The sequence below is a fragment of the Stenotrophomonas terrae genome (assembly GCF_001431465.1).
In the GTDB taxonomy this organism is placed as follows: Bacteria; Pseudomonadota; Gammaproteobacteria; order Xanthomonadales; family Xanthomonadaceae; genus Stenotrophomonas; species Stenotrophomonas terrae.
The window spans coordinates 43,406-62,757 of sequence record NZ_LDJJ01000028.1 but is presented as its reverse complement, the minus strand read 5'-3'; the positions used below and the strand labels follow the sequence as shown (position 1 = coordinate 62,757).

At 64.3% G+C, this 19,352-nt stretch carries 21 protein-coding genes; 15 read left to right on the top strand and 6 right to left on the bottom strand.

Annotation, left to right across the window (positions count from 1 at the left end; all coding sequences use genetic code 11):
- Positions 1-75 precede the first annotated feature (75 nt).
- Together ABB27_RS08850 and ABB27_RS08845 are read left to right on the top strand one after the other, a co-directional pair.
- On the top strand, positions 76-297 hold the full coding sequence (locus tag ABB27_RS08850) for a DUF6116 family protein (RefSeq protein ID WP_057628337.1): 222 nt from the start codon (positions 76-78) through the stop codon (positions 295-297).
- A 3-nt stretch (positions 298-300) separates the two neighbouring features.
- Positions 301-1,065, top strand: coding sequence for a TatD family hydrolase (locus ABB27_RS08845; protein WP_057628336.1), 765 nt, complete (start codon positions 301-303; stop codon positions 1,063-1,065).
- Between the two features lie 384 nt (positions 1,066-1,449).
- Here ABB27_RS08845 and ABB27_RS08840 read toward each other — a convergent pair whose 3' ends face one another.
- The gene (locus tag ABB27_RS08840; protein ID WP_057628335.1) at positions 1,450-2,241 is read right to left on the bottom strand and encodes a tRNA threonylcarbamoyladenosine dehydratase; all 792 of its coding nucleotides are present in this window, start codon (positions 2,239-2,241) and stop codon (positions 1,450-1,452) included.
- Positions 2,242-2,390: 149 nt separating this feature from the next.
- Here ABB27_RS08840 and ABB27_RS08835 point away from each other — a divergent pair, with 149 nt between their 5' ends.
- Both ABB27_RS08835 and ABB27_RS08830 read left to right on the top strand, forming a co-directional pair.
- A complete protein-coding gene (locus ABB27_RS08835) occupies positions 2,391-2,828 on the top strand; it encodes a cytochrome c (protein ID WP_057628334.1) in 438 nt (145 codons plus the stop codon).
- Between the two features lie 132 nt (positions 2,829-2,960).
- Positions 2,961-3,446 (top strand): glycine zipper 2TM domain-containing protein, encoded by a 486-nt coding sequence (locus tag ABB27_RS08830; RefSeq protein WP_057628333.1) that lies wholly within the window; start codon positions 2,961-2,963, stop codon positions 3,444-3,446.
- 69 nt (positions 3,447-3,515) lie between these two features.
- On the opposite strand, the gene ABB27_RS08825 is transcribed toward ABB27_RS08830, so the two are convergent.
- The gene (locus ABB27_RS08825) at positions 3,516-3,725 is read right to left on the bottom strand and encodes a cold-shock protein (RefSeq protein WP_054658958.1); all 210 of its coding nucleotides are present in this window, start codon (positions 3,723-3,725) and stop codon (positions 3,516-3,518) included.
- Between the two features lie 232 nt (positions 3,726-3,957).
- Here ABB27_RS08825 and ABB27_RS08820 point away from each other — a divergent pair, with 232 nt between their 5' ends.
- The 3 genes from ABB27_RS08820 (at position 3,958) to arsC (ending at position 6,060) form a co-directional block, all read left to right on the top strand.
- Positions 3,958-4,443 carry a DUF456 domain-containing protein gene (locus tag ABB27_RS08820; protein WP_057628332.1) on the top strand — a complete coding sequence of 162 codons (486 nt, stop codon included), beginning with the start codon at positions 3,958-3,960 and terminating at the stop codon, positions 4,441-4,443.
- A gap of 123 nt (positions 4,444-4,566) precedes the next feature.
- Positions 4,567-5,706: a phospholipase A gene (locus ABB27_RS08815; protein ID WP_057628331.1), complete on the top strand. Its 1,140-nt coding sequence runs from the start codon at positions 4,567-4,569 to the stop codon at positions 5,704-5,706.
- 3 nt (positions 5,707-5,709) lie between these two features.
- Positions 5,710-6,060, top strand: a complete 351-nt coding sequence (gene arsC / locus ABB27_RS08810) for an arsenate reductase (glutaredoxin) (RefSeq protein WP_057628330.1) — start codon at positions 5,710-5,712, stop codon at positions 6,058-6,060.
- A gap of 56 nt (positions 6,061-6,116) precedes the next feature.
- Here arsC and ABB27_RS08805 read toward each other — a convergent pair whose 3' ends face one another.
- Entirely contained in the window at positions 6,117-6,650 is a 534-nt protein-coding gene (locus ABB27_RS08805; RefSeq protein WP_057628329.1) for a DsbA family protein, read from the bottom strand.
- Between the two features lie 169 nt (positions 6,651-6,819).
- Here ABB27_RS08805 and ABB27_RS08800 point away from each other — a divergent pair, with 169 nt between their 5' ends.
- Positions 6,820-7,929, top strand: coding sequence for a sterol desaturase family protein (locus tag ABB27_RS08800; RefSeq protein WP_057628328.1), 1,110 nt, complete (start codon positions 6,820-6,822; stop codon positions 7,927-7,929).
- A 78-nt stretch (positions 7,930-8,007) separates the two neighbouring features.
- Here the strand turns inward: ABB27_RS08800 and ABB27_RS08795 are convergent, their stop codons facing one another.
- The 3 genes from ABB27_RS08795 to ABB27_RS08785 all read right to left on the bottom strand — a co-directional run bounded on the left by ABB27_RS08795 (position 8,008) and on the right by ABB27_RS08785 (position 10,976).
- On the bottom strand, positions 8,008-8,643 hold the full coding sequence (locus ABB27_RS08795; RefSeq protein ID WP_057628327.1) for a glutathione S-transferase family protein: 636 nt from the start codon (positions 8,641-8,643) through the stop codon (positions 8,008-8,010).
- Positions 8,644-9,056: 413 nt separating this feature from the next.
- Complete coding sequence (locus ABB27_RS08790) at positions 9,057-9,377, bottom strand: hypothetical protein (RefSeq protein WP_152984503.1); 321 nt, start codon at positions 9,375-9,377, stop codon at positions 9,057-9,059.
- Between the two features lie 81 nt (positions 9,378-9,458).
- On the bottom strand, positions 9,459-10,976 hold the full coding sequence (locus ABB27_RS08785; RefSeq protein WP_057628325.1) for a fumarate hydratase: 1,518 nt from the start codon (positions 10,974-10,976) through the stop codon (positions 9,459-9,461).
- 223 nt (positions 10,977-11,199) lie between these two features.
- Between ABB27_RS08785 and ABB27_RS08780 the strand changes: the two genes are divergently transcribed.
- From ABB27_RS08780 to ABB27_RS08750, 7 genes are all read left to right on the top strand, one after another.
- The gene (locus ABB27_RS08780) at positions 11,200-12,096 is read left to right on the top strand and encodes an RNA polymerase sigma-70 factor (RefSeq protein ID WP_057628324.1); all 897 of its coding nucleotides are present in this window, start codon (positions 11,200-11,202) and stop codon (positions 12,094-12,096) included.
- Positions 12,097-12,132: 36 nt separating this feature from the next.
- Complete coding sequence (locus ABB27_RS08775) at positions 12,133-12,582, top strand: carboxymuconolactone decarboxylase family protein (RefSeq protein WP_057628323.1); 450 nt, start codon at positions 12,133-12,135, stop codon at positions 12,580-12,582.
- Positions 12,583-12,660: 78 nt separating this feature from the next.
- Entirely contained in the window at positions 12,661-13,305 is a 645-nt protein-coding gene (locus ABB27_RS08770; RefSeq protein ID WP_057628322.1) for a trimeric intracellular cation channel family protein, read from the top strand.
- Between the two features lie 184 nt (positions 13,306-13,489).
- Positions 13,490-13,807: a BON domain-containing protein gene (locus ABB27_RS08765; protein WP_161809632.1), complete on the top strand. Its 318-nt coding sequence runs from the start codon at positions 13,490-13,492 to the stop codon at positions 13,805-13,807.
- 69 nt (positions 13,808-13,876) lie between these two features.
- A complete protein-coding gene (locus ABB27_RS08760) occupies positions 13,877-15,742 on the top strand; it encodes an ABC transporter ATP-binding protein (protein WP_057628320.1) in 1,866 nt (621 codons plus the stop codon).
- 238 nt (positions 15,743-15,980) lie between these two features.
- Positions 15,981-16,763, top strand: a complete 783-nt coding sequence (locus tag ABB27_RS08755) for a ferredoxin--NADP reductase (RefSeq protein ID WP_057628319.1) — start codon at positions 15,981-15,983, stop codon at positions 16,761-16,763.
- A gap of 112 nt (positions 16,764-16,875) precedes the next feature.
- A complete protein-coding gene (locus ABB27_RS08750) occupies positions 16,876-19,284 on the top strand; it encodes an AAA family ATPase (protein ID WP_057628318.1) in 2,409 nt (802 codons plus the stop codon).
- The last annotated feature ends 68 nt before the right edge of the window (positions 19,285-19,352 follow it).

Genomic DNA, 19,352 nt, shown 5'->3' with positions numbered 1-19,352 from the left:
CAACTCGTCGCAATATTCGCCCTGCTGGCCCCGATCCTGCAGGGCTGGCTGGTTCCCTCTCCATCTGGATATGCCATGTCGAGCATGATGTTGTCGCCATTTCTGGTATGGGCCCGCAAGCTGCGCTACCCCACGCTGTTCAAGCTGACCGGTGCGCTGTTCGTCATCAGCATGCTGCTGCCTGACCCGATTCCGTTTGTCGATGAGATCCTGTTTGGCCTCAGCACCTTGCTGCTAGCCAACTGGAAGCGGCGCAAAGACCCGGCCGAACCACCTATCCTGCCGGGCAAGCGTTGAGCCGTGTTGCTGGTCGACAGCCATTGCCACCTGGATGCCGCTGAGTTCGACAGTGATCGCGAGGCGGTGATCCACCGCGCCGGCGCTGCCGGCGTCGGCGTGCAGATCGTACCGGCGGTGACCGCGGCCAGCTGGCCCAAGTTGCGCGAGGTCTGCATGGTGCAGCCGGGCCTGCATCCGGCCTACGGCCTACACCCGATGTTCCTGCCCGAGCACCGCCCTGAACACCTGCAACAGCTGCGCGATTGGGTGCAGCGCGAGGCGCCCTGCGCCATTGGCGAATGCGGGCTGGATTTCTTCGTCGACAACCTCGACCCGGCCGAACAGCGCCTGTACTTCCAGGCCCAGCTTGAACTCGCCCGCGACATGCAGCTGCCGCTGATCGTGCACGCCCGCCGTGCGCTGGACGAGGTGATCCAACGGATCCGCCGGGTTGGCAAGCTCAGTGGCGTGGTGCACAGCTTCTCCGGCAGCCCCGAGCAGGCCCGGCAACTGTGGGACCTGGGCTTCATGATCGGCCTGGGTGGTCCCATCACCTATCCGCGTGCCAACCGCTTGCGTGGCCTGGTGAGCAAGATGCCGCTGGAGTTCCTGCTGCTGGAAACCGACGCCCCGGACCAGCCCGATGCCGGCATCCGCGGCCAGCGCAACGAGCCGGCACGGCTGCGGCAGATTCTCGAAACCGTTGCCGAACTTCGCCAACAAGCTGCAGCGGATATCGCCGCGCAGACCACAGCCAATGCCAAGCAGCTGTTCAAGCTCAGTTAGTGCCGTTGTGGGAGCGGCGTAAGCCGCGAAGCTCGTAGTGGCCGAGCCACCTACACCTCGATAGCAGCCGCATGCCGGGATTGCATGCGCATACCTGCCCCGGCAGATAACCAGCTTCGCGGCTTGCGCCGCTCCCACAAGCTGGCATGCATTCATGCGCGCTTCTTGAGCAGCATCTCCTCCAGCGCTTTGCTACCGCCACAATGCAAGGCAGCTGTTCAAGCTGCTGTAGTGCCGTTGTGGGAGCGGCATAAGCCGCGAAGCTCGCACTGGCCGAGCCACCTACACCTCGATAGCAGCCGCATGCCGGGATTGCATGCGCATACCTGCCCCGGCAGATAACCAGCTTCGCGGCTTATGCCGCTCCCACAAGCTGGCAGACGTTTATGCGCGCTTCTTGAGCAGCATCTCCAACGCCTTGCCCACCGCCACGAAGGCAAACGCACCGGTGATGTGCGTGGCTGCGCCCAGGCCGCCACCGCAATCCAGCTTCAAGGCCTCATCCGGGCCCAGGTTTGGCCGCAGGCCGCAGACGCTGCCATCGGCCTGCGGGTACTTCACGTTCTCCAACGAATAAATCGCCGGTACGCCGAAGTAGCGCTGCGCGTTCTTCGGGAAATTGAAATCACTGCGCAGCTTCTTGCGGATCAACGCCATCATCGCGTCGTGCTCGGTGCGCGATACATCACGCACCCGCACCAGGGTCGGATCAGTACGCCCGCCAGCCGCGCCCACGGTGATCAACGGCAGCTTGCGGCGCCGGCACCAGGCGATGGTTTCAACCTTCACCCGGAAGCTGTCGCAGGCATCGATCACCAGATCGAAACCACGGTCCAGCAGCTCGGCCATGTTGCCGGTGGTCAGAAAGGCCTCGACCGCCTCGACCTGCACATCCGGGTTGATCGCGCGGCAGCGCTCGGCCATGGCCAGCGCCTTGTTGCGCCCGTACTGCCCGGCCATCGCCGGCAACTGCCGGTTGGTATTGGAAACACAGATGTCATCGGCGTCGATCAGGCAGAGCTGGCCGACGGCCGAGCGCACCAAGGCCTCCACCACCCACGAGCCTACCCCGCCCATACCGACCACGGCGACCTTGCAACCGCTCAGATGGGCAATGCTACCTGCACCGTAAAGCCGGTCGATGCCGGCAAAGCGCTCACGCAATTCTTCTTTCATCGGCGCATTTTACGGCCTGCCCCGCTCCGCCGCGAGCCAGCGGCAACCGGCTCGGCGACGTTGCCGCCACCATGACGCGGTTATCGCCTGCGTCCCTGCATAATGGGGACCAGTCGCAGTCCTTTGCCATGTAGCCCGGAGCCAACGCAATGTCCGACCCCGCACCCGTCCGTAAACCCTCCACCGCCTCGCGCTACCTGTTCGTCCTCATCGCCGGCCTGTTGATCGGCGTGATCGCCACGGTGATGGGCATGCGCGCCCTGCAGGCCCGCCAGGATCATTTCCCGGACAGCCTGATGACGGTGATGGCCAAGCAGGCTCAGCTGCTCGGCGAGAGCCAGAAGCAGAACCGCTGCAGCGTCGCCGATACCACGCCGCGCCTGCAGACCCTGCGCGCCCTGGCCAACGATCTGGAAACCGCCTTCCCCGGCCTGCGTGACGACGAGCGCTTCCAGCAACACGCCAGCCGCTTCCGTGCCACCTTGAATGACGCGCTTGCCAAACCACCGGCAGATTGCGCCACCCTCGCTGCTGCAGTGCAAAAAATCGGCAGCGACTGCAAGTCGTGCCATCAGGATTTCAAGTAAGTAAGCACTGCTTCAACCAGGTAAGCACGGTTTTCACACCTGATTGGCCCTCCATTCACATGTAAAACCGCACGATCTTCGCCGCAGGTCACGCACGTGTACCCAATTCCCCATCTGGCAAGGAGAGACACCATGAAGATCCAACTGATCGCTGCAGGCGCAATTGCCAGTCTGGCGCTGGCCGGTTGCGCCACGTCGCCCGGTTACGGCGGCAGCTACAACAATGGTGGCAACTACGGCAGCAACAACGGCAACTACAACCAGAACCGCTGCACCGACTGCGGCATCGTTACCCGCATCGACACCGTTGCTTCGGGCCGCACCGCACCCAGCGCCACCGGCGCGATTCTGGGTGGCATCGTCGGCGCTGTAGCTGGCCATGAAATCTCCGACAAGACCGGCGGCAGCAAGGGCAACCAGAACATCGCCTCCGTGGCAGGTGCCGTTGGTGGCGCCCTGGCCGGCAACAAGATCCAGCAGAACGTCACCGGCAATTCGTATGACATCCAGGTGCGCATGGACGATGGCCGCGTGATCGTGGTCAACCAGAAGGACCTGGGCGGCATCCGCGAGAACACCTATGTGCGCGTGGTCAATGGCCGCGTGGTGATCCGCTGAGCCGTCAGCGCCATGTTTGAAAAAAGGCCCGCTTGCGCGGGCCTTTTTTTGGCTGGACGGCCGGCCGGGTCAGACCGGTTGTACGGCGTCAGCCTGCAGGCCCTTCTGGCCCTGCACGACGGTGAAGGTGACCTGCTGGCCTTCCTTCAGACTTTTGAAGCCCTGGGTCTGGATGGCGCGGAAGTGCACGAACACGTCCTCACCATTTTCACGGCTGATGAAGCCGAAGCCCTTGGCGTCGTTGAACCACTTGACGGTACCGGTTTCGCGATCAGACATCTCGACAACTCCCTGTAACTCTCTCGTTTGATGGTTACGCCCGGTAAGGCGGCTGGTTGCAAGGAGGAAGCGAGGTGCAACGATGTAGCAAATCCTTCGATCTACCCATCAGGCCACGATTCACGGTGACCTTGCCAAGCTCAGCGGCTGCAACTTAACTCGGGCCAAATCAAATTGCAACACCGCGCGACAAGCTAAAGTCAACCCCTATTGGACCCCCTTCAGAATTCACATGGACTATTCATTCATCTTCTATCTGGTCGGCGCCCTGCTGGTCCTGGTCGGCATAGCCGGCATCATCCTGCCCGCACTGCCGGGGGTTCCGCTGGTTTTCGTCGGCCTGCTGCTGGCGGCCTGGGGCGACGGGTTCAACCGGGTTGGCTGGCTGCCGCTGGTGGTATTGGGCGTGCTCACGGTCATATCCATCATCGTCGACGTGATTTCCACGATTGCCGGGGCCAAGAAGGTCGGCGCCAGCAAGCTGGCCCTGATCGGATCGGCCATCGGCACCGTGGCCGGCCTGTTCTTCATGCCCATCGGCCTGTTCGTGGGCCCATTCATCGGCGCGCTGGCCGGCGAGTACATGCACGGCCGCCAGCTGGGCCAGGCCACCAAGGTCGGCTTCGGCACCTGGCTGGGCATCGTCCTGGGCGTTGCGCTCAAACTCGGCCTGGCGATCACCATGGTCGGCGTGTTTGCCTTGGCCTGGTTCTTCTGAATGCTGCCTTGACTCCCTCTGGACAGACGAATCACCGACAATCCCCAGCTTGCCACTGACGCCGATGGGCCACACCCCGTGATTGCCCTGGCCCGGCCACCCCACCGCGACCGGATGGAACCTATGCAAACCCGAGCCCTTCCTGCTGCCTTGCTGCTGATACTGAGCGGTGCCAGCGCCTCCACCTACGCCCAGGAGTCGTTGACGACCCCGGCCTCGCCACAAGCCTGCTTCGCGCTGGAGACCGATGCCGCCCGCCTGGCCTGCTATGACAACGCGCTCGGCCGCACCGCGCCGGACACCCGCGCTGCCGATGCCGCCGCCGCCGCCGCGCTGCAGGCCCGCAAGGAGGCCAAGGCCGCAGCCAAGGAACTGGACGAGCCCATCCCGCGCCGCAACGAACTGTTCGCCCATGATGAGCTGGCCTCGGCCGCGGCCAATGCCGGCCGTGGCTCGCTGCTGGACAGCCGTTGGGAGCTGGCCAAGGACTCCAAGCTGGGCCTGTACCAGCTGCGTGCCTACAAGCCGGTATACCTGCTGCCCGCGTTCTGGAGCAGCAAGCCCAATGAAATGCCGCATTCGCCCAACCCCAACAACACGGTGACCGAGTCCGAGCAACTGGACAGCACCGAGCTGAAGTTCCAGCTCAGCTTCAAGACCAAGGTGGCCGAGAACCTGTTCGGCGACAACGGCGACATCTGGGTGGGCTATACCCAGAGCTCGCGCTGGCAGGCGTACAACAGCGAGCTGTCGCGCCCCTTCCGCGAGACCAACTACGAGCCGGAAGTGATGCTGACCTTCCGCAACGGCTATTCGCTGTTCGGCTGGAACGGCCGCATGACCGGCGTCAGCCTCAACCATCAGTCCAATGGCCGCAGCGACCCGCTGTCGCGCAGCTGGAACCGGGTGGTGATGAATGTCGGCCTGGACCGCGAAAACTGGGCCATCATGCTGCGCCCCTGGTACCGCATCCCGGAAGGACGCCGCGACGACAATAATCCCGACATCGAGGATTACATGGGCCGCGGCGACGCCACCCTGGTCTACAACCGCAATGGCCACGAACTGGCCGTCACCGGCCGCCACTCACTGCGCAGCGGCGACCGCGCACATGGTTCGGTGCAGGTGGACTACGGTTTCCCGATCAACAACCTGTTGCGTGGCCATGTGCAGGTGTTTGATGGCTACGGCGAGAGCATGATCGACTACAACCACCGCGCCACCTATATCGGCGTGGGCGTGTCGCTGTTGGAGTGGTTCTAAGCCATGCAAGCAACCATCTGGCACAACAACCGCTGCTCCAATTCGCGCGGCGCCCTGGCCTTGTTGCAGGAGGCGGGCGTCGAGGTCGAGGTGATCAACTACCTGGACACACCACCCTCGCCGGCCCAGCTGCGCGAGCTGCTCGATGCCATGGGCATGCCTGCGCGTGAGCTGCTGCGCAGCAAGGAGACTGCTTACTCGGAACTGGGCCTGGCCAGCAAGCTCGATGACGAGGCCGCGCTGATTGAGGCGATGAGCCAGCACCCTGCACTGATCAACCGTCCCATCGTGCGGACCGCCAAGGGCACGGCGCTATGCCGGCCACCGGAAACCGTGCTTGCACTGATCAACTGAGGCAAGCGGACGGAAGCCCGCGCCTTGCCCCGGCACCTGGCCGCGGCAAGGCTACTTCACTGCTTTTCAGCAATGGCCTGCACGATCGCATCATAGAGTTCTTCAAAACTCTGCCGCGGCTGGAACAAGCGGCCGTTGATGAAGAATGCCGGCGTGCCGGTCACACCACTGCGCACACCGCTCTCGATATCGCTTTGGATGCGCGCCAGATTGTGGTTGTCATCCATCGCCGCAGCCAGGCCGTCCTCAGGCAGGCCCAGCTCCCGCATCAGCTCGCGGTACACCACCTCGCCCAGCTGCTGCTGGCTGCGGAACAGCGCATCGTGCGCCTCCCAGAACTTGCCATGGGCGGCGGCGTACTCGGCAGTGATCGCCGCTGGCAGCGCCTGCGGGTGCGACTGCACCAGCGGGAAGTTGCGGAACACCAGGCATAGCTGCTCGCCAAAGCGCTGCTGCAAACGCTTGACCAGCGAAAACGCCTCGCCGCAGTAAGGGCATTGGTAGTCGGCGTATTCCACCAACACCACGGCTGCATCCAGCCGTCCCTGGACATGGTCATTCGCATTTACCGGAACGCTCAATCCGCTCATCCACCGACTCCAGACAAATCCCGGCATGGCGGCCTGACGCCCAGCGCATGCCCACTGCCCGCAAGCCTAACGCCGGGACTGCCCAGCCCGCGTGAAGTGCAGCGCGGCCCCACTTCCCCCGTTCAGCGGACGCAGGCAGAATCGGCCAGTCCAAGACAGGAAGTCCACAATGGTCCGTGCCCGCCGCTCGTTCTTTGCCTATGGTTCTGCACTGCTCGGGGTACTGAGCCTGCTGGCGGTTGCCTGCTTCCACTTTCCCGAGCTGCTGACCAGCCGGGAGTTCCGCGCGGTTTACAACGAACAGTTTGCCCGCCACCTGCTGCTGGTCGGCCTGGCCGCCGCCTTCATCATGGGCACGCTGGCGATCCTGCGTGATCGCAACAAACGCATCGCCACCCTCGGGGTTGGCAGCGCCACGCTGGCGGTACTGCTCGGCGGCAGCAACGTGCAGTTCGATGCCATCGGGCAGACACCTTATTCGCTGGGGCTGGACTGGTTCGTGCTGTCGCTGTTCTTCTCGGCGCTGGTGTTCGTGCCACTGGAACGTTATCTGGGCAAACGCGAACTGTCGCCGCTGCGGCCGGGTTGGCGCACCGACGTGGCCTACTTCTTCATGAGCCACGTGCTGGTGCAGTTCATCCTGATCCTGGTCACCGCCTCCACCTCGACCATCGCCGGGCTGGCCGCCTTCCCCTCCCTGAAACAGGCCATCCAATCTTTGCCGGTCTGGGCACAGTTTCTGATTGCAGTCTTTGTAGCGGACATGGCCCAGGCGCTGCTGCATCGCACCTACCACAACATTCCCTGGCTCTGGCGCTTCCACGCCGTGCACCATTCCAGCCGACACATGGACTGGCTGGCCGGCTCACGCGTGCATTTCGTCGAGATCGTGCTGACCCGCAGTGCGGTGCTGCTGCCCTTGCTGATCCTGGGTTTCTCGACCCCGGCGGTAAACGCCTATGTGATCCTGGTCGGCCTGCAGGCAGTACTGGCCCACGCCAATCTGGGTATCCGCTTTGGCTGGCTGGAATACCTGCTGGTGCTGCCGCGCTATCACCACTGGCATCATGCGCGGCAGCAGGAGTACATCGACGTCAACTACGCCATCCACCTGCCACTGGTGGACATGCTGATGGGCACCTTCAAGCTACCGCGCGACCAGGCACAGTGGCCAAAGGAATACGGCGTGATGAAACTGGAAACCGTGCCCAACGGCATCGTCAAACAACACCTGATGCCGTTCCAGGGCGGGCGCAAGTTCGACGATCACGTGGACTGAATCGTCCGCGCTACATTGCTTGCGGGAGCGGCGCACACGGCGAAGCCGGGCTTGCATGCAGGCACCGGCTGCGCAGGCTCACAACCAGTCGTTGATCCCCTCACGCCGATACACCTCGGCAAACGCGGGCCGCGCCTTCATACGGGCGGCATGCGCAGCCAACACCGGCCAGCTATCACTCGGACGCGGCATGTTCCGGCTCCAGCGCATCAACATGGTCAGCATGAAATCCACCACCGACAATTGCTCACCGAGCATATAGGGGCCGTGCGCCGCGAGGTGATCGGCCACCCGCTGCCACGCCGTTTCCAGTTGTACGCGGGCACGCTGCTTGACCTCGGCCGCGCTTGCCGGGCCAGCCGGTTCATCCGGGTAGAACCAGCTGCGATACGCCGGCATCAGCGTGTACACACAGAAGCAGATCCAGCGGTAGTAATCGCCGCGTGCACGGCTGCCCGGCGCGGGCGCGAATCCGGCCTGCGGATGCAGGTCGGCCAACTGCATGGCAATGGCAGCGGACTCCGTCAACACCTGGCCATCGATGATCAAGGCTGGCACGCGACCAGCAGGATTGATCGCCAGGAACGCCGGTGACTTCTGCTCATCGCGTTCGAAATCCAACTGCCGCAGTTCGTGCTCGATGCCGAGTTCGATCAACAACCAATGCACGACCAATGAAGCGGTACTTTGCGATCCGTACAGAACAACTGACATGCGCTGATTTCCCGGCGGGTGAAGCGGCATTCTAACCGCGCACGGTTTCCGTGGCGGGGAGAACAGGTAGTGCCGAGCCATGCTCGGCAGGGGCCGTATCGACCAAGCTGCAGGCGTTGTGTAAGCCATGAAGGCGGTGAAGCAACAGCCACAGCCGAAAGCACCCCTCCCCAGCCCTCCCCTTGGCCTTCGGCCAAAGGGAGGGAGCAGAAGCAGGTAGTGCCGAGCCATGCTCGGCAAGGGCCGTATCGACCAAGCTGCAGGATTTACGCAAGCCATGAAGGCGGTGAAGCAGCAGCTACAGCTAAAAGCACCCCTCCCCAACCCTCCCCTTGCCTCCGGCAAAGGGAGGGAGCAGAACGTGCAGGCGCCGCAGTCTCTGCTCTACGCAACAGCGCCGTGTACCCTCAAATTCAATTGCAGCTGGCCATGCAGCTGTTCAGACGTTCACCGCATACCGACGCGGCCGAGCGGTTCTGGCAGAACGCCTGTGAGGTCTGGCAGGCGCCGCGGAGCTCAGGGTTGCTGATCTTGTCGCATTGGTTGTTTCTATTTGCCTCACCACAATCGCCATAACTATCGGGGTTGGCATTACACCGCTGGTAGACGGTCTGGCAGTAACTCACGCAGGCAGCCGGATCATTGCGTGGCGGGTTGCTCCAGCCGCCTCCGCTGGAACAACCGGCCAGCAGCAGCAATACCGTGATCAAGCCCGCCCACATCCGTGTATGCATGTCCGCAATCCAGAAATGAAAACAGCCCGAGCATACGCCCGGGCTGTCTGATTGCCATCCCTCATCGAGGAACGCGCTGGCTTATTCCACAATCACCGGAATCTTGCCGATGCGTGCCTGCCATTCGCGCGGGCCAGTCTTGTGAACCGACTCGCCGGTGGAATCCACCGCCACGGTCACCGGCATGTCCTGCACGGTGAACTCGTAGATCGCCTCCATGCCCAGGTCGGCAAAACCGACCACCTTGGAGGCCTTGATCGCCTTGGACACCAGATACGCCGAACCACCCACGGCCATCAGGTAGGCCGACTTGTTGTCACGGATGGCTTCGATTGCAGCCGGGCCGCGCTCGGCCTTGCCGACCATGCCCAGCAGGCCGGTCTGCTCCAGGATCTGACGGGTGAACTTGTCCATGCGGGTAGCCGTGGTCGGACCAGCCGGGCCCACCACTTCATCACGTACCGGATCAACCGGGCCGACGTAGTAGATGAAACGACCCTTCAGATCGACCGGCAGCTGCTCGCCCTTGTTGAGCATGTCGACCATGCGCTTGTGCGCGGCGTCACGACCGGTCAGCAACTTGCCGTTGAGCAGCAGGGTCTGGCCCGGCTTCCAATTGGCCACTTCTTCCGGAGTGATATTGTCCAGGTCGACGCGGGTGCCCTTGGAGGCGTCGTAGGTGATCTGCGGCCAGTCTTCCAGCGACGGCGGGTCCAGCATCACCGGGCCGCTGCCGTCCAGGGTGAAGTGGGCGTGGCGGGTGGCGGCGCAGTTGGGGATCATCGCTACCGGCAGGTTGGCGGCGTGGGTCGGGAAATCCTTGACCTTGATGTCCAGCACCGTGGTCAGGCCACCCAGGCCCTGGGCGCCAATGCCCAGCGCGTTGACCTTTTCGTACAGTTCCAGGCGCAGCTCTTCGGCACGGTTGGAGGCGCCGCGGGCCTGCAGATCGGTGATGTCGATCGGCTCCATCAGCGATTCCTTGGCCAGCAGCATCGCCTTCTCGGCGGTGCCACCGATGCCGATGCCGAGCATGCCCGGCGGGCACCAGCCAGCGCCCATGGTCGGCACGGTCTTGAGCACCCAGTCGACGATGGAATCGGAGGGGTTGAGCATGGCGAACTTGCTCTTGGCCTCGGAACCACCACCCTTGGCGGCGACGATCACGTCGACCGTATTGCCCGGCACAACCTTGACGTTGACCACGCCCGGGGTGTTGTCCTTGGTATTGGTGCGCTTGCCGGCCGGGTCGGCCAGCACCGAGGCGCGCAGCTTGTTGTCCGGGTAGGCGTAGGCGCGGCGGATGCCTTCGTTGGCCATGTCCTCCACACCCATGGTGGCGTCATCCCAACGCACGTTCATGCCGATTTCCAGGAACACGGTGACGATGCCGGTGTCCTGGCAGATCGGCCGGTGGCCTTCGGCGCACATGCGCGAGTTGATCAGGATCTGCGCGATGGCCTCTTTGGCCGCCGGCGACTCTTCGCGCTCATAGGCGGCGGAGAGATTCTTGATGTAGTCGGCCGGGTGGTAGTACGAGATGTACTGCAGCGCGTCGGCGACGGACTGGATGAGGTCTTCCTGCTTGATCGATGTCACGGGCTTGCTCGCTTGCTGAAGGCTGGCGGGGGTTCAGCCCACCATTTTACGCCTTGCAGCGCTGCAGCGCTGCCCGCCCTTGGTTGTAGGAGCGGCGTCAGCCGCGAAGCTGGTGGACGGACAGATTCCCAGCTTCGCGGCTGACGCCGCTCCTACAACAGCGGGGTATTGTTCGGGCAAAGTGGGGCTGTCACACCCGCCCGCCCTGCGCCGTCCAGCTCATATGAACGCCGAAACCATCTTCCAGAACCATCGCCCGCGCCTGCTCGCCCTGGCTTACCGCCTGCTGGGCAGCCGCGTTGACGCCGAAGACATCGTCCAGGACGCCTGGCTGCGCTGGGCCAGCGCCGATATCAGCGCCATCCGCGACGTTGAAGCCTGGCTGGTCACCGCCACCACCCGCCTTGGCCTGGATCGGCTGCGTGCGGCCAAACGGGAACGCCAGCACTACGTCGGCCCCTGGCTACCAGAACCCTGGCAGGTCGACCTGGAGGCAGATCCCGCCCCCGGCCCGGCCCAGGCCCATGCCATCGCCGACGAGGTTTCGATGGCCTTCCTCACCCTGTTGGAGCAACTGGGGCCGGAGGAGCGCGCCGCTTTTTTGCTGAAGGAAGCGTTTGACCACGATTACCGGCAGATCGGCGACCTGCTTGGCCATAGTGAAGCCAACTGCCGGCAGCTGGTGCGTCGGGCAAAGCAGCGCCTGCAGACCGGCGCGCCACGCTTCAACGCTACACCGGCGCAGCACCAGCAGCTGCTGCAACGTTTCATGGAGGCCGCGCAGCGCGGTGACAGCCCTGCCATCCAGGCGCTGCTGCATGCCAATGCCGTCGCGCTTTCCGACGGCGGCGGCGTGGTCACCGCGGCGATCCGGCCGCTGCACGGTGCCGAACGCATCGGCCGGCTGTACTGGGCCATTGCCCGTCGCGGCGGCGCCTTGCCAGCGCGGCTGGGCTACGTCAACGGCGAGCCAGCCATCCTGCGGTTTGCCAACGGCAAGCTGGCTTCGTTCACCACCATCGAGGTGGTGGATGGGCGCATCGCGGCGATGTACAGCGTGCTCAATCCAGAAAAATTGCCGGCGCTTGTCACGACTGACGTCGCTTCCGCGTCCTTGTAGTGAAAGACGGCCTTGGTGGCCGCCTGGAGAACCCTGATGTCCGCTAATACTTTCCCCCGCGTACCGTATGCCCGCCTCGCCGCCGACGCCTTCAAGGGCCTGCTGGCCACCAGCAAGGCCGTGCATGACAGCAGCATCGAGCACGAGCTGCAGGAACTGGTGTTCCTGCGCGTCTCGCAGATCAATGGCTGCGGCTACTGCATGGACATGCACGGCACCGCGCTGCGCAAGGCCGGTATCGAGCCGCGCAAGCTGGATACGCTGCCGGCCTGGCATGAAAGCCGTTTCTTCGATGAGCGCGAACGCGCCGCGCTGGGCTGGGCCGAAGCCATGACCCGGTTGCCGGATGGCGCCCCGTCCCAAGCCGCATTCGACGCATTGAGGCCCCATTTCGATGACAAGGGCATCAGCGACCTGAGCATGGCGGTAGCGGTGATCAATGCCTGGAACCGTCTCGGCGCCAGCCTGTTGCCGCCACTGCCCTGATCGCCCGGCAACAGCGGCGGCCATCATTCCAGAACGGGCTGATGGCCGCCGCCGGCGCGACACCGCACAATACCGCGCATGGGAACCCTCGTACTGATCCTCGACCTCATCGGCACCTTCGTCTTCGCCCTGTCCGGGGCAACGATGGGGGTGCGCCGGCGGCTGGATATCTTCGGCGTGCTGGTGCTGTCGTTCGCGGCGGCACTGGCCGGCGGCATCACCCGCGACCTGTTGATCGGCGCCACCCCGGTGGCGGCGATCAGCGATTGGCGCTATCCGGCGATCACCTTGGCCGCAGGCGTCGTCACCTTCTTCTGGGCACCGCTGATCGAGCGCATGCAGTACCCGGTGCGGATGTTCGATGCGATGGGCTTGGCACTGTTTGCGGTAGCCGGTACGCAGAAAGCATTGGCTTACGGCATCGATCCACCGATGGCTGCGGCGCTGGGCATGCTGACCGGTATTGGCGGCGGCATTGCCCGCGACGTGCTGCTGGCACAGGTGCCGCTGGTTCTGCAGGCCGAGTTGTATGCGGTCGCAGCCCTGGCCGGTGCGGCGATTGTCGCCGTGGGTTACTGGCTGGGTCTGCCGCCCTTGCCTTGTGCGCTGGTCGGCGCCGGCTTGTGTTTTGGCCTGCGGATGATGGCAATGCATTTCGGCTGGCATCTGCCGGTGGCGCTGCAGTCGTCGGAACCGCCACCGCCGGAAGGTCCGCGGAGCTGACGCGCTTCCCGCCTGCGCGGGAATGACGACGCAAGCGAAGAAGCGAAAGCAACAGCAAGAACAAGAGCACCCCTCCCCGGCCCCCCCTTGCCTGCGGCAAAGGGAGGGAGCAAAGCCTCCCAAGTAACACCAAACTCACACCCCATCGGCCATCGTGGCGTTCCCGTTTCCAAAGGACATGCTGATGGCCGCAGAACGCCCCGACTCCCTGATCGGCGATGAAGTCGTCCGTACCTTGGGCCAGCAGGCCCAGTCTTCGCAGGTGCTGGCCCAGGTAAAGGACGGCCAGGTGACGCTGTCCGGCGACGTGCCCAGCAGCGAGGCCAAGCACCAGGTAGAAGCCGTTGTCGCCGCCATTGAAGGCGTGCGCAAGGTGGTCAGCCACCTCCACGTCGACAGCGGCAAGCGCTCGTTCGGCGCACCGGGTGAAGCGATACGCGACAACCCGGACGGCCGCGATGATGCGCAGATGGGTGATATCGATCTGGGCAAGGACGGTTGAGCCCCGCAGCAGCTCCGGGCCGCGCCTTTGCGGGTAACCTGACGCGGTACCTCGCCGCCTGAGTCATCCATGCCCCACCCCGCCACCGCGCCTGCATCCACCCAGAAACCCAGCTTCCGCGAGCGCGTGAATGCCATGCGCAACCTGCCGCCGTTCCTGCGGCAGGTGTGGCAGACCAGCCGCTGGCTGACCATCACCAGCCTTGGCCTGCGCCTGATCCGCGCGCTGATGCCGGTGGCGATGCTGTACGTGGGCAAGCTGATCATCGACGAGGCGGTACGCCTGGCCGGTGCCGGAGCGATGCCGCCGCTGGCCGAGGCATTCTCCAGCGGCTACCTCAACACCTTGCTTGAGCTGCTGCTGCTGGAACTGGCCATCGCCATCGGCTCGGACCTGCTCGGCCGGATGATCAACTACGCCGACGCGTTGTTGTCGGAGCTGTTCACCAATGCCACCAGCGTGCGGCTGATGGAGCATGCCGCCGAGCTGGACCTGGAAGATTTCGAAGACCCCGACCTGCAGGACAAGCTGGACCGCGCCCGCCGCCAGACCATGGGCCGGATGAGCCTGATGAGCCAGTTGTTCGGCCAGGTGCAGGACAGCATCACCGTCATCAGTTTTGCCGCCGGCCTGATCGTCTATGCGCCCTGGTTGATCGTGCTGCTGGCCATTGCCCTGGTCCCGGCCTTCATCGGCGAATCGCACTTCAACACCCTGGGCTACTCGCTCAACTTCAGCTGGACGCCGGAGCGCCGTCAGCTCGACTACCTGCGCCAGGTGGGCGCCAGCGTGGAAACGGCCAAGGAGGTGAAGATCTTCAACCTCAACCGCTTCCTGATCGACCGCTACAAGCTGCTGGCCGAGCGCTTCTTCAAGGCCAACCGCGCGCTGGCGCGCAAGCGCGCGATCTGGGGCACTCTGCTGGCGGCCCTGGGCACGCTGGGCTATTACACCGCCTACGCCTATATCGCCTGGCGCACCATCCGCGGTGATTTCAGCATCGGCGACCTGACCTTCCTGTCCGGCAGTTTCCTGCGCCTGCGGCAATTGCTGGAAGGCCTGCTGACCGGCTTCTCGCAGGTAGCAGGGCAAGCGCTGTACCTGGACGACCTGTTCTCGTTCTTCGCCATCGAACCTGAAATCCGCTCGCGCCCGGATGCCGCCGCTATACCGCGGCCGATCCGCGAAGGCTTCGTGTTCGACAACGTCGGCTTCCGCTATCCCGATGCCGAGCGCTGGGCCGTACGCAATCTGAGCTTCCATCTGCAGGCCGGTGAAGTCATCGCCCTGGTCGGCGAGAACGGCGCCGGCAAGACCACCCTGGTCAAACTGCTGGCCCGCCTGTACGACCCGGACGAAGGCCGCATCCTGCTGGATGGCCGCGACCTGCGCGACTACGACCTGGATGACCTGCGCGCCAACATGGGGGTGATCTTCCAGGACTTCGTGCGCTACCACCTGTCTGCCGGCGAGAACATCGGCGTCGGCCTGGTCGAGGCCATGGATGACAAGACGCGCATCCGCGACGCTGCCCACCGCGCGCTTGCCGATGAAGTGATCGATGCCCTGCCCGCCGGTTACGACCAGTTGATCGGCCGCCGCTTCAAGACCGGCGTGGATCTGTCCGGCGGCCAATGGCAGAAGATCGCCATCGCCCGCGCCTATATGCGCGATGCGCAGGTGATGATCCTGGACGAACCGACCGCGGCCTTGGATGCGCGTGCCGAGTTCGAAGTGTTCCAGCGTTTCAAGGAACTGTCGGACAACCGTACCGCTGTACTGATCTCACACCGGTTCTCATCGGTACGCATGGCCGACCGCATCCTGGTGCTGGCCGACGGCCGCATCGAGGCCAGTGGCACCCACGAAGAGTTGATGATTGAGGGCGGCCGCTACGCCGAACTGTTCGAGCTGCAAGCCGCCGGCTACAGATAAGCCAGGCACGTAGTGCCGAGCCATGCTCGGCAGAGGGCTTTACCGGCAAGGCCTCACCTGTAGTGCCGAGCCATGCTCGGCAGGGGCTTTACCGGTAAGGCCTCATGCCGAGCATGGCTCGGCACTACAGGGGTTCTTGAATGCCGCCCCCGCCCTGACAATGTCGTTCAAATGAGATTTATTCTTATTTGAACGAAGTCAGCTAGAATAGGCGGGTCTCCCATCTACGAATCACGGCATGTCTTCCGCTTTTGGCGCCGAAACGGTGCTTGAAGTCCGTCACTGGACGGACGCCTACTTCAGCTTCTCCACCACCCGCGACAGCGGCTTCCGCTTCGAGAATGGCCAGTTCGTGATGATCGGGCTGGAAAACGAAGGCGCCCGCCCGCTGATGCGTGCCTATTCCATCGCCAGCGCCAACTGGGAAGAGCAGCTGCACTTCTTCAGCATCAAGGTGCAGGATGGCCCGCTGACCTCGCGCCTGCAGCACCTCAAGCCCGGCGACAAGGTACTGGTCGGCAAGAAGCCCACCGGCACCTTGCTGATCAGCGATCTGCATCCCGGCAAGCACCTCTATCTGCTGGGCACCGGCACCGGCCTGGCGCCGTGGCTGAGCGTGGTCAAGGACCCGGAGACCTACGAGCGCTTCGAGAAGGTCATCGTCTGCCATGGTGTGCGCTTCGAGAGCGACCTGGCCTACCGCGAATACTTCGAGGAAGAATTGCCGAACGATGAAATCCTCGGCGATATCGTCCGCGACAAGCTGCTGTACTACCCGGCGGTCACCCGCGAGCCCTTCCCCAACCAGGGCCGGCTGACCTCGCTGATGGAAAGCGGGCAGATGCAGGAAACCCTGGGCCTGCCAGCACTGGATCCGGCCAACGATCGCTTCATGATCTGCGGCAGCCCGCACATGCTGGCTGATCTGCGCAGCGTGCTCGATGCCCGCGGTTTTACCGCATCCACACGCATCGGCACGGCAGGCCACTACGTGTTCGAGCGAGCCTTCGTCGAGAAGTAATGCGGACCGGCGGTTCACCGCCCCCTGATCGCTATGAACCCTGCGCATGATCGTTTAGCGTAACGGCCGGATCACACAGATCCGGCCGTTTTCAGTTCAGGGGAAAGGATTCATGGTTTCAAGCAGTTCCCGCAGCAGCTTCATCGACAACCAGCGCAGCGTGCTGCTCGACGAGCTGGCGCACTGCCAGCAACGTGCCGAGAGCGCCAAGCAGGCGATGGGCGCCGCCTACCCGGCCGCGTGCCAGGCCGCGCAGAGCATGCGCCCGGTATTCGAGGATGGGCTGGCGCAGGCACGCCGCAGCACGCTGCAGAAGGGTCAAAAAGGCACCTGGGGCCCGGCCCTGAGCCTGCGCGCCACGCTGGGTGCTGGCGGTATCCGCACACTTGCCTGGTTGTTGCTGCTGGGCAGCCTGGCGCTGTACGGCCCCGTTCGCAGCCTGTGCGCGCAATTTGCGCATTCGCTGCCGTTCCCGGTCAGCCTGCTGTTTCTGCTGTTTGTCTACATCCCACCCGCGCTGGCGCTGTATGCAGCACTGGTCTGGTTTGGCCGTTACCGCCTGTCAAAGCGCAATGCCGCTGCCGGGCTGGCGTCGATCGACGCGCTGGGCAAGCGCCAACTGCAGCTGCATGCCTTCGGCCGCAAGCATGACGATGGCCGCAGCCATCCCTATCCGGTCGTGCGCGCGCCAGCGCCATCCGTGGAGAAGCTGGGCAACAAATGGCAGCTCGGCGACAAGCACGACAACTCCAATGCGGTGATGGTCGGCATGAATACCGATATCGCCACCGACAAGGACCCGGACATCTTCATCCGCCTGCCGATCAACGGCCATCCCGGCGGCTACGTGCGCGTGCGCGCCGAGGTCGACGAGCATGCCGGTGCCTGGAACCCGTTGGCCGCCGAACTCGGGCCGATGCTGGCGCCGCTGGCCCAGCCCATTCTCGACCTGCAGGCACTGAGTGCGCCCTATGAGCGTGAACTGCAGTTGCAGCAGTCACTGCTGGGCCGCCTGGCCTCGCTGGACAAGGTGGAAGCCAACTGGAAGGACGTCGCCATCCCGGAACAGACTCTGGAACGGGTGATCAAACTGGTGGACCGCTTTGCCGCCGGCACCCCGCCGCTACCCAAGGGCATGCTGCTGTGGGGTCCGCCCGGCACCGGCAAGACCCTGATCGCGCGCAAGCTGGCCGAACACGTGGACTGCAACTTCGTCGCGGTCACCATCGCCGACCTCAAGGGCGAGCACATCGGCCACACCGGCCCCAAGGTCAGGAAGATCTGGGAAGACGCACGCGGCAAGGGCCCCACCATCCTGTTCGTGGACGAATGCGAAAGCGCTTTCGCCCGCCGCGGCAGCCGCGACACCGACAACTTCGGCAACGAGCTGGTGCAGACCTTCATCGCCGAGTGGGATGGCTTCAACCAGGGCAGCGGCAATGTGCTGGTGATTGGCGCAACCAATCGCCAGGAGCTGCTCGATGATGCGGTGCTGTCGCGCTTCACCGTCTCCATCGAACTGGCTGCCCCCAATGCCGATGCGCGCGAACGCATCCTGCTGGCCGAGTTGGACAAGGCACAACTGGCATTGCCGGTGACCGAGGCCCTGGTCCGCGAAACCGCCGGCATGTCCGGCCGCGACCTGTCCACGCTGATCACCAGCGTGGTTGCAACGCATCCGGCCGGGCGCCCCACGCACGCTGACTTCAGCGCCGCCATCGCGCGCCTGCGCGGCAAGAGTTCCACCTCGGTGCAGGCCCTGGGCTGGGAGGATGTGATCGTACCGGCCAGCACCCGCGCCGAGTTCGAAGGCCTGGGCAAGGAGTTGCTGCACGCCGAAGAACTGGCACGGCTGAACATCCCGGTGCCGCGCGGCATTCTGTTGTACGGGCCACCCGGCACCGGCAAAACCCAGATTGCACGCGTGCTGGCCAGCCAGTCCGGGCTGTCCTTCATCGCCGCCTCCTCGGCCGAGATCAAGGGCCAGTTCCTTGGCGACGGCGGTGCGCGGATCAAGCAGTTGTTCGAGAAAGCCCGCGCGCAGGCGCCGTGCATCCTGTTCCTCGATGAGATCGACACGATCGCACCGCCGCGCGGCAGCGGCAACTCGGACAAGCTCAACGCCGAGATCGTCGCCCAGCTGCTGCAGGAGCTGGACGGCATCAGCACCAGGCAAGGACAGGTGTTCCTGCTTGCGGCCAGCAATCATCTGGACGCCATCGACAGCGCTTTGTTGTCGCGGCTCGAGCGCAAGATCCAGATCGGCCTGCCCGATGCGGATGCACGCGCGGCGATCCTGCGCCTGCAACTGGCCGGCAAGCCCTTGGATTTTGCCGTGGATGAAGTGCTGGGCACACTGGCCGCAGCTACCGAAGGCAGTTCCGGCCGCGACCTGCAATCACTGGTCACCGCCGCCACCCGCCGCGCCCTGCAACGCGCCATGGCCGAACACGGCGATCCGACCAAGGTGCAGCTGCGGCGCAAGGATCTGCTGGACGAGGCGGAGACCGACCCGGCCTAGCCAAAGCCACCCGGCGCACTCCAGCGCCGGGCGTTGCTGCACGTCGGGACTGAGTCAGCCATCGCCTT

What these genes read in the sequence shown, in the direction of transcription:
- ABB27_RS08850 (WP_057628337.1), top strand. Translation starts at nt 76, where the DNA reads ATGTCGAGCATGATGTTGTCGCCATTTCTGGTATGGGCCCGCAAGCTG.
- ABB27_RS08840 (WP_057628335.1), bottom strand. Translation starts at nt 2,241, where the DNA reads ATGAAAGAAGAATTGCGTGAGCGCTTTGCCGGCATCGACCGGCTTTAC.
- ABB27_RS08835 (WP_057628334.1), top strand. Translation starts at nt 2,391, where the DNA reads ATGTCCGACCCCGCACCCGTCCGTAAACCCTCCACCGCCTCGCGCTAC.
- ABB27_RS08830 (WP_057628333.1), top strand. Translation starts at nt 2,961, where the DNA reads ATGAAGATCCAACTGATCGCTGCAGGCGCAATTGCCAGTCTGGCGCTG.
- ABB27_RS08825 (WP_054658958.1), bottom strand. Translation starts at nt 3,725, where the DNA reads ATGTCTGATCGCGAAACCGGTACCGTCAAGTGGTTCAACGACGCCAAG.
- ABB27_RS08820 (WP_057628332.1), top strand. Translation starts at nt 3,958, where the DNA reads ATGGACTATTCATTCATCTTCTATCTGGTCGGCGCCCTGCTGGTCCTG.
- ABB27_RS08815 (WP_057628331.1), top strand. Translation starts at nt 4,567, where the DNA reads ATGCAAACCCGAGCCCTTCCTGCTGCCTTGCTGCTGATACTGAGCGGT.
- arsC (WP_057628330.1), top strand. Translation starts at nt 5,710, where the DNA reads ATGCAAGCAACCATCTGGCACAACAACCGCTGCTCCAATTCGCGCGGC.
- ABB27_RS08805 (WP_057628329.1), bottom strand. Translation starts at nt 6,650, where the DNA reads ATGAGCGGATTGAGCGTTCCGGTAAATGCGAATGACCATGTCCAGGGA.
- ABB27_RS08800 (WP_057628328.1), top strand. Translation starts at nt 6,820, where the DNA reads ATGGTCCGTGCCCGCCGCTCGTTCTTTGCCTATGGTTCTGCACTGCTC.
- ABB27_RS08795 (WP_057628327.1), bottom strand. Translation starts at nt 8,643, where the DNA reads ATGTCAGTTGTTCTGTACGGATCGCAAAGTACCGCTTCATTGGTCGTG.
- ABB27_RS08790 (WP_152984503.1), bottom strand. Translation starts at nt 9,377, where the DNA reads ATGCATACACGGATGTGGGCGGGCTTGATCACGGTATTGCTGCTGCTG.
- ABB27_RS08780 (WP_057628324.1), top strand. Translation starts at nt 11,200, where the DNA reads ATGAACGCCGAAACCATCTTCCAGAACCATCGCCCGCGCCTGCTCGCC.
- ABB27_RS08775 (WP_057628323.1), top strand. Translation starts at nt 12,133, where the DNA reads ATGTCCGCTAATACTTTCCCCCGCGTACCGTATGCCCGCCTCGCCGCC.
- ABB27_RS08770 (WP_057628322.1), top strand. Translation starts at nt 12,661, where the DNA reads ATGGGAACCCTCGTACTGATCCTCGACCTCATCGGCACCTTCGTCTTC.
- ABB27_RS08765 (WP_161809632.1), top strand. Translation starts at nt 13,490, where the DNA reads ATGGCCGCAGAACGCCCCGACTCCCTGATCGGCGATGAAGTCGTCCGT.
- ABB27_RS08760 (WP_057628320.1), top strand. Translation starts at nt 13,877, where the DNA reads ATGCCCCACCCCGCCACCGCGCCTGCATCCACCCAGAAACCCAGCTTC.
- ABB27_RS08755 (WP_057628319.1), top strand. Translation starts at nt 15,981, where the DNA reads ATGTCTTCCGCTTTTGGCGCCGAAACGGTGCTTGAAGTCCGTCACTGG.
- ABB27_RS08750 (WP_057628318.1), top strand. Translation starts at nt 16,876, where the DNA reads ATGGTTTCAAGCAGTTCCCGCAGCAGCTTCATCGACAACCAGCGCAGC.